The organism is Pauljensenia sp. 20925_1_27 (assembly GCF_041432835.1).
GTDB lineage: Bacteria > Actinomycetota > Actinomycetes > Actinomycetales > Actinomycetaceae > Pauljensenia.
Genome location: NZ_JAPWAH010000006.1, coordinates 105,671 through 113,310 on the forward strand (window position 1 = coordinate 105,671; position 7,640 = coordinate 113,310).

At 60.2% G+C, this 7,640-nt stretch carries 4 protein-coding genes and 5 tRNA genes; 6 read left to right on the plus strand and 3 right to left on the minus strand.

Annotated elements, in window-relative coordinates:
* Positions 1–117 precede the first annotated feature (117 nt).
* On the minus strand, positions 118–2,229 hold the full coding sequence (gene glgX / locus O3684_RS05405) for a glycogen debranching protein GlgX (protein ID WP_500065505.1): 2,112 nt from the start codon (positions 2,227–2,229) through the stop codon (positions 118–120).
* Positions 2,230–2,382: 153 nt separating this feature from the next.
* Here glgX and O3684_RS05410 point away from each other — a divergent pair.
* The 6 genes from O3684_RS05410 to O3684_RS05435 all read left to right on the plus strand — a co-directional run bounded on the left by O3684_RS05410 (position 2,383) and on the right by O3684_RS05435 (position 4,949).
* Positions 2,383–2,455, plus strand: a tRNA-Gly gene (locus O3684_RS05410).
* A 1-nt stretch (position 2,456) separates the two neighbouring features.
* A tRNA-Val gene (locus O3684_RS05415) sits at positions 2,457–2,528 on the plus strand.
* Positions 2,529–2,584: 56 nt separating this feature from the next.
* Positions 2,585–2,657 (plus strand) — tRNA-Gly (locus O3684_RS05420).
* 34 nt (positions 2,658–2,691) lie between these two features.
* Positions 2,692–2,762: transfer RNA gene (locus O3684_RS05425), tRNA-Cys, on the plus strand.
* Position 2,763: 1 nt separating this feature from the next.
* Positions 2,764–2,838 (plus strand) — tRNA-Val (locus O3684_RS05430).
* A gap of 482 nt (positions 2,839–3,320) precedes the next feature.
* Positions 3,321–4,949, plus strand: a complete 1,629-nt coding sequence (locus O3684_RS05435; RefSeq protein ID WP_500062714.1) for a DUF5979 domain-containing protein — start codon at positions 3,321–3,323, stop codon at positions 4,947–4,949.
* Positions 4,950–5,167: 218 nt separating this feature from the next.
* Here O3684_RS05435 and O3684_RS05440 read toward each other — a convergent pair whose 3' ends face one another.
* Together O3684_RS05440 and O3684_RS05445 are read right to left on the minus strand one after the other, a co-directional pair.
* Positions 5,168–6,955: an alpha-glucosidase gene (locus O3684_RS05440; protein WP_500065507.1), complete on the minus strand. Its 1,788-nt coding sequence runs from the start codon at positions 6,953–6,955 to the stop codon at positions 5,168–5,170.
* A 21-nt stretch (positions 6,956–6,976) separates the two neighbouring features.
* A partial coding sequence (locus O3684_RS05445; protein WP_500065508.1) for an adventurous gliding motility protein AgmX occupies positions 6,977–7,640 on the minus strand: 664 nt, incomplete at its 5' end.

Consider the following 7,640-nt stretch of genomic DNA (forward strand, 5'->3'; position numbering starts at 1 on the left):
TTCACAAATCAAATCGTACGGGTGTCCACACGCCTTTTGGGCCAGACGCGCCGCCAACCCCCAGGTCGATAAGTAGTCGGTACGCGTACCTGGAAGTTGGCGGCCTGCATTGGTCGTCTAGAGCCCGCGCGGGTTGCGCAGGATAAACGACGTGCGTGGCTTGACGTGCACGACGTCGCCCGAGTGATACTCAGCGCGATCATCGTCGCCCGCCGTATCGACGACGGTGTGCCAGATTTGACCGTACTTTGTGTCGGGGAGCGTGAAATCGACGGGCTCCGGAGCAGCGTTCAGAAGAAGCAGGAAATCGTCGTCGAGGATCCGGCGTCCGTTCGCGTCGGGTTCGCGGATGGCATCGCCGTTGTAGAACACCATCGTCGATCGCGCCCACGGCTGGTTCCATTCCTCTTCCGTCATGTGAGTGCCGGCGGGGGTGAACCACTCAATTTCACCGAGCTCTGACTCGCCACCGCGCTGGGCCGGGCCTTCGAGGAAGCGACGCCGACGCATGACCGGATGATCGCGACGCAGGTGGATGAGATGACGGGTAAATTGCAGTAACTGGTGATCGTTCTCGTCCAGATCCCAGTTGATCCACGAAATCTCATTGTCCTGACAGTACGCGTTGTTGTTACCGCGCTGGGTGCGCCCGAGCTCATCACCATGGGCGATCATGGGCACGCCCTGGGAGAACATGAGGGTCGTCAGGAAGTTGCGCTGCTGTCGGTAGCGCAACTCGATGATGTCTGGGTCGTCTGTGTCGCCCTCTGCGCCGCAGTTCCATGAACGGTTGTCGTTCGCTCCATCCGCGCCGCCTTCGAGGTTCGCCTCGTTGTGCTTCTCGTTGTAGGACACGAGGTCACGCAGTGTGAAGCCATCGTGCGCAACCACGAAGTTGATGGATGCCATGGGCTTGCGGCCCGTCGAGCCATACAGGTCCGAAGATCCCGCGAGGCGCGAGGCAAAGTCGGGCAACGAGGAGAACTCTCCGCGCCAGAAGTCGCGCACCGTATCGCGGTACCTGCCATTCCACTCGGACCAGAGGGGAGGAAAGCCGCCCACCTGGTAGCCGTCTGAGCCCACGTCCCAGGGCTCAGCGATCAACTTGACCTGTGAGACCACGGGATCCTGATGGATCAGATCGAAGAAGGCGGATAGGCGGTCGACCTCAGCGAACTGTCGGGCCAGGGTGGAGGCTAGGTCGAAGCGGAAACCATCGACGTGCATCTCCGTGACCCAATAGCGCAGCGAATCCATGATGAGTTGCAGGACCTGGGGGGAACTCATAAGGAGCGAGTTGCCCGTGCCCGTCGTATCGAAGTAGTGCTGGCGGTCTCCGTCGACGAGGCGGTAGTAGGAGGGATTGTCGATGCCGCGGAAGGAGAGGGTTGGCCCCATGTGGTTACCCTCTGCCGTGTGGTTGTAGACGACGTCAAGGATGACCTCAATGTCGGCTGCGTGCAGGGCCTTGACCATTGCCTTGAACTCGGAGACCTGTGCGCCCGGTTCGTTCGTCGCCGCGTAGCCATTATGCGGGGCAAAATAACCGATCGTGTTGTAGCCCCAGTAGTTCGACAGCCCCTTCGCCTGCAGGGTTGTGTCGTTCGTGAACTGCTGGATCGGCATGAGCTCGACCGTGGTGATGCCCAGCTTCTTTAGGTGCTCGATGATCGCTGGATGTGCCATGCCGGCGTACGTTCCGCGCAGTTCCTCCGGGACTTCCGGGTGGCGCATCGTCATGCCCTTGATGTGAGCCTCGTAGATGATCGACTCAGAGTAATCATGGCCGGGGCTATGATCGCCTTCCCAGTCGAAGAAGGGGTTGACCACGACGGAATGCATCGTAGCGTCGGCGGAGTCACCACCCTTGAGAGTGAGAGGATCGTCGGCCTGATAGGACAGGAGGTCGAGTGAATCGGTCAGCTGTCCCTCGATAGCCTTTGCGTAGGGATCAAGGAGGAGCTTCGAGGCGTCGCATCGCAGACCGTTGTGAGGATCCCACGGGCCGTCAATGCGGTATCCGTAGCGCTGTCCGGCCCGCACCTGCGGCACGTAGACGTGCCACACGTAGGCGTCGACCTCCGTCATGGGGATGCGCATTTCATTGAGATCATCATCCAAGAGACACAGCGTCACAGACGTCGCGACCGAGGAGTAGATCGCGAAGTTCGTACCGGTTCCGTCAAAGGTGGCACCCAGGGGGTAGGCCTTGCCAGGTCGCGTTTCCATACCGTCAAGCCTCCCACGAATATGTCGAGACGGGCGATAAACCGTGCAAAAATGATCATGTGACTTGGATAACGGCTGTTTGGTTTTGCGTTCTGGGTGGATCGTCTGTTAAGGTTTTACCCGTTGCGAAGAACGGTTGACGTTCTGAGAAACGCGGATGTGGCTCAGTTGGTAGAGCATCACCTTGCCAAGGTGAGGGTCGCGGGTTCGAGTCCCGTCATCCGCTCGGGCGATTGGCGCAGCGGGAGCGCGCTTCCCTGACACGGAAGAGGTCACTGGTTCGATCCCAGTATCGCCCACGGTCATCCTGGTAACAGGATTGGCGGGCTTTAGCCCGGCCGCACATGCGGTTCACGCGGATGTGGCTCAGTTGGTAGAGCATCACCTTGCCAAGGTGAGGGTCGCGGGTTCGAGTCCCGTCATCCGCTCTCAATCGGGAATCCACTCGATCCCATTGGGTGTGGTGGGTTGGCCGAGAGGCGAGGCAGCGGCCTGCAAAGCCGTATACACGGGTTCGAATCCCGTACCCACCTCGGGCGATTGGCGCAGGGGTAGCGCGCTTCCTTCACACGGAAGAGGTCACTGGTTCGATCCCAGTATCGCCCACCAGTTAGCCGGATCTGTCGATCCGGTTTTTCGTTTATCTGGCTCCCGCGTTCCGGTGGGAGTTTTGTCGTGTGTGGGTAGTGGGCGTGCGCTGTCGATTCTTGCTCCTCTGTCGTGTTGGGGTTCCTGATGGCGCGGTCGGCCCGCTGGATGAGCGTCGACTGTCCGCATGGTCGGGAGGCTTAGTGGCGCATCGGTTCGAGCTCAGTGTTTCCTGCTATCCGTTCGGTTTGTTTACTGAACAGTTGGTTCGTTTGTCGGATGCTCGTCACTGCCGTTTGTGGGGTGGCGACACGCCCGGACAACAAATTTTGTCAGTTTATAAAGTAGCTCCAAAACTTAGCGAGAATCGCTTTTGTCGATCCGGCCTTTTCCGGTGTTTTCAGAACGCGTTATTTCCATTCTTGACCGTATTGCAGGTGATTGGCATAGACTGATCCGGTATGCGGCGACGCCGTCGCTCATCCCGTTGACAGGAGTTTTCTATGGTTGCCCTGAAGCGCCGTCACTTCGGCGTCCTTCTTGCGACTTTCGCATTGGTTCTGAGTTTCTTTGGTCTGGCGCAGTTTGTTGGTGCCCAGGCCCCTGCGTCCGCGGCTCCCTTGAGCTGCCCGACGCCGACCACGGATGTGAGCGACAAGGTCACATTGGATTGGAACAACGCTCAGCTCGTGGACCACAGCGGTCGAGAGACCCACGCTGTTGGTGACTGGTGGGACCTGGGCATCAAGCTCCCGTGGCAGACTGAGGGGCGCGTGAAGGCGGGCGACTACTTCACCTACGACGCGTCGATCGTGAACTCCGCAACGGGTCAGAGCGTCCTGCGCCCTAACATTACCCGCCAGTTTGAGGTTATCTCCAATAGCGGTGTTGTCGTCGGCTGTGGTACCTGGGGCACTGACGGCAAGGTGACCGTCGTCTTCAACGAGAAGGTCGAGTCTGCCGCGCAGTGGTACGGCCACGTTTCTACGAACGGCCTCACCAACTACACGGGCCCCGGAGATGAGACCTACACGGTGAAGCTGGGTAAGAAGGTGGAGCGCGAGCTGACCATGCTGCGCCGTACGCCCGGCGTGGCGCGCTACCAGAAGGATGGGTGGCTGACCCTTCCCGAGAACTCGGATGGCGACGAAAACCAGGCCATTATGTGGCGTGTCGTCTTCCCTGCGGGCAATGCAGCTGTCTCCGGCGCGTCGATCGTCGATGAGGTCCCCGCGGGCTCCAACTGGAACTTCAACTGCGATGTCGTGAACGAGTACACGAAGAACCACACCTACCTCGTCACCGATCCGACGACGTCCGCCGGTCTGAGCCAGGGTAACGATACGTCGCACGGCGCTTTCGGTGCCGCTGCGCAGGTCGACTGCACCTCGACCAAGGTGACTGTGACGCTCGCCGAGATCCCGGCGAACCAGTCCGCCATCATCCTCCTGCCCGGTCACGTCCAGGGCGCGAAGCGTGCTGGTGACATCAATGGTCTCTTCTCGAATACCGTCAACTTCAATGTCGCGGGCGTAAAGATCACTGAACCCATCACGAAGGTTCTGCGCTACGGGGCGTCCGCCGATGCGTACGCACACCAGACCTTCTCGGTGACCAAGAAGGTAGAGGGTGACCTTCCTGAGTCCGCGAAGGACCTCGAGTACACTCTCTCAATTACCCTGAAGAATGATGCCGATCCTTCGGTGAACAAGACGTTCGAGGCGACCCTTAAGGCCGGCGAAACCTACACCTACCCGACGTCTCTGCCGCTGGGGACTGTCGTCACGGTCTCCGAGGGTGACCTGCCCGCCGGTGCTGATATCACTTGGGTCGATGGCGAGAGCCGTGTCTTCGAGACCGCCGATGGTGTCACCCTCTCGGCGGACAATCGTGAGGCTACCTTCACCCTGAGCGATGACCAGGTCTACTCGCTGACTCTCACCAACGTTCTGGCTCCGACGCCGACCCCGTCGGCCACGCCCTCGACCCCTGCTCCGACGCCGTCGGCTACACCGTCGCCTGCCCCGCAGCTGGCGAAGACCGGTACTGATGCGGCTGGCCTTGGCGTCCTGGCTGGCATTGTCGCCATCGCGGGTCTGTCCCTCGTGGCCGCCAAGCGCCGCAGCCACTGATCGCGAAGAGGACTCGGCGCGCGTGAGCGCCTATCGGTGGGCGGGATGAGCAATGCTCGTCCCGCCCACCTTTATCTTCCGTTGTGATGTGTCGGGTGCCGAGTAGATGCGAGAGTGGTGAAATAGCAGGGCAAGCGCGGGCTGGCTATTCGCTGGGCTACGGGCGCAACCCCATGGATATGCGTGGATAATGATGCGCCCCCTACCATGTTTTCCAATTATGAGGGGGCTGTAGTGCGCACGTAGACGCGCGCCTCCCACGGCCGCATTGATGCGCGTGGAGGGAGCTCGTGATCCTCCTCATTCTGTTCGTTCTGCACGTCGAGGGAGCTACCTGAACGGGACTGTCCCGTATTGCCCAGATACAGTGCCCAGCGTGACGATGCCCAGGCCTCGTCGGGGGAGGGGAAGTGCGGCGTACGTGCAGTGCCCGAGAGGTTCACCATCACGAGAACCTCGCTTTGTGACGTGCGGCGACAGTACGTGAAGAGCGCCGGATCACCGACGTCAATGCGGTCGAATGTGCCGTCGGTCAGCGCCGGAATACGATGGCGAGCATCGATCAGCGCCTTGTAATACGACAGTATCGATGTGGGATCTGGAACCTGCGCTGCGACGTTAATGGAAGAAGCTGACGGCGGGATGTCAATCCAGGGATCGGCTGAAGTGAAACCGGCGGCGGGGGAGTCGTCCCACTGCATGGGGGTGCGCCCGTTATCGCGCGACATAGCCGCCACACCGGCAGGCACGTGGTCGCCGCTGAAACTAGCCAAATAGTTGAGGGATTCAACGTCACGGAAATCGGAGGGTGCTGAGAAAGAACCTCCGAGCATCCCGATTTCCTGACCCTGATAGATGAAAGGCGTTCCGCGCTGCAGGAAATACGCGGTCGCGAGGGCCGTTGCAGAGTCTCGCCAATACGCCTCAGGATCACCGAACCGGGCGACCGAACGAGGCTGATCATGGTTCTCCAGATACAGAGCGTTCCAGCCGCGTTCCCCGAGCGTCTCCTGCCAACGCGTGAAGACATCGGCGAGCTCGCCCTCCTGAAGGGGGTGAGGTGAGAACTTCCCGTCTTCGAGCCCCAGATTCATGTGTTCAAACTGAATGAGCATGTTGAACTCACCGCGCTCTGGTGCGCAGAACAGCAGCGCGGACTCAGGAGATGCATTCGAGGCCTCGCCGACCGTGAAGGTGCCCGGGTGATGGGCGAACGTTCGCGCGTTCATCTCCTGCAAGAACTCGTGCAGGCGAGGGCCATCTGCGTAGAGCTCATGCCCGACTCCGAATGGGGCGCGAGCCGGGCCACCATCGGGGAGCTCCGGCGCCTTGGAAATGACGTCGATGGCGTCGACCCGGAAACCATCAACGCCACGGTCCAGCCACCAGTTCATCATCTCGTAGACGGCTTCGCGCACCCGTGGGTTCTCCCAGTTCAGATCCGCCTGCTCGCGGGCGAAAAGGTGCAGATAATACTGTCCCGAATCCGGGTCAAATTCCCAGGCTGATCCTCCGAAAAACGACTCCCAGTTGTTCGGCTCCGCACCGGGCGTTCCAGGCTCCGTGCCAGGGCGTGCGTCACGCCAGTAATACCAGTCACGGCGCGGTGAATGAACGGACGAGGCAGACTCAAGAAACCACGGGTGCTCGATCGACGTGTGGTTGACGACGAGATCCATCACAATGCGCATACCGAGCTCATGGGCACGTGCGACCAGACGATCGAAGGCCGCGAGGTCCCCGAAAAGCGGATCAATATCGCGGTAGTCCGAGATGTCGTAGCCGTTGTCGGCCTGCGGCGAACGGTAGATCGGGGAAATCCACACGATGTCGATCCCGAGATCCGCCAGGTAGTCCAACCGCTGATAGACGCCCTCTAGGTCACCAACTCCATCCCCGTTCGTGTCCTGATACGAACGGGGATAGATCTGGTAGAGAACCGCATTTGTCCACCACGTCTGTACTTCGTAACGTGCGGAAGGAAGCAGTTCGGGACGGTACAGCATCGCTTGTGCTCGCTGCCAGGCTTACTTGTGTTCGATGGTCGACCAGGCCTCGTACAGCCCGGAGTCCTGGTGGTAGACGGCCGTGCATGTGAAGTTGTAGATACCCGTCTCGCCGGTGATCAGTGTGCCGTTAATTTGGCCCTTGGAGATGTATTGCTTCTCTCCCTTGGAATTCACGCCGTCGCGTTCGACGGTCCAGTTTTCCAGCTTGCCCTGCTGAACGAACTGTGTCATCGCATTCTTGCACTCAGATTTCACGCCGTATTCCTCGTCAACGGACACGGTGCTTGACGAGCTAGCGCTCTGAGACGGCGTCGGCTTGGAGGAGGCGCTGGAGGAAGGCGAGGATTGGCTCGGTGTCGGCTTTGAAGAGGAGGATGTCGACGGGTGAGAGGTCGAGGACGGTGAAGCTGACGGGGTAGTGCTGGTCGAGGTCGTCGGCGAGGCGCTGGGCGAGGCCGAGGAGTCGTCAGAGGAATCCCCCCTGTTCAGCGCGATGATTGCAATGACGGCAATGAGTATCACAACGATGACAGCGGCGATCGCACCGATAATGAGGCCGGTATTTGGCCCTTTCTTTTTCGGCTGTCCGCCATAGGGGCTTGCCGGGAACTGACCCGGAGGATAATAACCCTGCTGCTGTGCGTAGCCGGGCTGAGCCTGCCCATATCCGCCTGCGGTCGGC